The 1,637-nt window shown below is 35.2% G+C and carries 2 protein-coding genes; both read left to right on the top strand.

What is annotated here, in order from left to right:
• Positions 1 to 541 precede the first annotated feature (541 nt).
• A complete protein-coding gene (locus tag AC1DTM_RS25590; RefSeq protein ID WP_002117000.1) occupies positions 542 to 721 on the top strand; it encodes a YjzC family protein in 180 nt (59 codons plus the stop codon).
• Positions 722 to 894: 173 nt separating this feature from the next.
• A partial coding sequence (locus AC1DTM_RS25585; protein ID WP_477001202.1) for a Clp protease N-terminal domain-containing protein occupies positions 895 to 1,637 on the top strand: 743 nt, incomplete at its 3' end.

Here is a 1,637-nt window from a genome sequence, read left to right as displayed (position 1 = left end):
GTTAATAAAGTTCCGTCTAAGTCTAATGCGATTAAATGTTGTTTATTCATAATTTCACCTCTTATAATAATTTTTTTGTTTCTATCTGTATTTCCGTTTTTAATATGCAGAAATAAGAGGTTAGACTGGGTGAAACTACTGTAGATGAAAGTTTCACTATATATCCATCTTACGTCGCGAAGCGCTGTGGTGTCTACTATTTCTCATTGGAAATCAGGGAAAAGTCAATATATTTTTAGAAAGTTCAAACAATGTTTCTTTCATTATGTACAATTTGTGAAAAGGGTTACATTGTTTGAATGATGCGACTTATAATGAACATGTAATCTTCTCGTATATGTTTGACTCTCCTTTGGAACTGGCCTAAACTTAGGTTGGTTTCTTTTTTTTCAACAAATATACCAATAATTCCTGCTTAAGGTTGTGTAATTATATATATGTACATGGATAAACGGTAGTACTGTTTCCTAAACATGACAGAAAAGCTTTCTTTTAAAATGGATATACTAATGAGGCAAGACGTCATGGAAGGAGAATGGAAATGGGACAAAATCGCAGGTTTCGTTCAGGGCAAAAGGCGCCAAATGATGGCATTTACGTAGAAATTGGTGAAACGGGAAGTATGGTGAAAGATCCACAAATGGTGAAATTAACTGCGGGGGAAAGGTTTCCAGAGAACGCAAATCATAACCGTCAGTGGACATATAAAAGAAAACCGTAACAGAAGCCGCAATCGTTATTGCGGCTTTTTTTGATTAGGAAAATGAATGTTACTTTTTTCTTTTTCCAATAATAAGTTGGAACTACATAAGCAAAATTATTGTATAAAAAAGTCAGTTGGCGTATAATCAAATCAAAGGTCAAAGAAAGTCAAACATTTGGAGGGCTGTAAAGATGGACTTAAATCAAATGACAACGAAAACACAGGAAGCGATTATGAGTGCTCAATCTTTAGCGGTATCTCATCATCATCAAGAAGTAGATACTGTTCATCTGTTGCTTACGTTATTAGAGCAGCAAGACGGATTAACAGTACGTATTTTTCAAAAAATGAATGTCGATATAGAAGCGTTAAAGCAAGGTGTAGAAAGTTTAATTAAGAAAAAGCCTTCTGTAACTGGAAGCGGGGCAGAGGCAGGGAAATTATATGTAACAGGTGCTTTGCAACAACTGCTTGTAAGAGCAGGAAAAGAAGCGGAGAAATTGCAAGATGACTATATTTCAGTCGAACATGTATTACTTGCTTTTTCTGAAGAAAAAGGCGATATAAATCAATTATTTACAAAATTTTATATTACGAAAGATAACTTATTACAGTCTTTAATGACAGTTCGGGGGAATCAAAGAGTGACTAGTCAAAATCCAGAAGTAACTTATGAAGCGTTAGAAAAATATGGCCGTGATTTAGTGGCGGAAGTAAGAGCGGGGAAAATTGATCCTGTAATTGGTAGAGATAGTGAAATTCGCCGCGTGATCCGTATTCTTTCACGTAAAACGAAAAATAACCCCGTTTTAATCGGGGAACCAGGTGTTGGTAAAACAGCAATCGTTGAAGGATTAGCACAGCGTATTGTAAAAAAAGATGTCCCAGAAGGATTAAAAGATCGAACAATTTTCGCTTTAGATATGAGTGCACT

It is taken from the genome of Bacillus sp. P4_D3 (genome assembly GCF_056401855.1).
This window is presented reverse-complemented; position numbering and strand designations above follow the sequence as displayed.

What these genes read in the sequence shown, in the direction of transcription:
- AC1DTM_RS25590 (WP_002117000.1), top strand. Translation starts at nt 542, where the DNA reads ATGGGACAAAATCGCAGGTTTCGTTCAGGGCAAAAGGCGCCAAATGAT.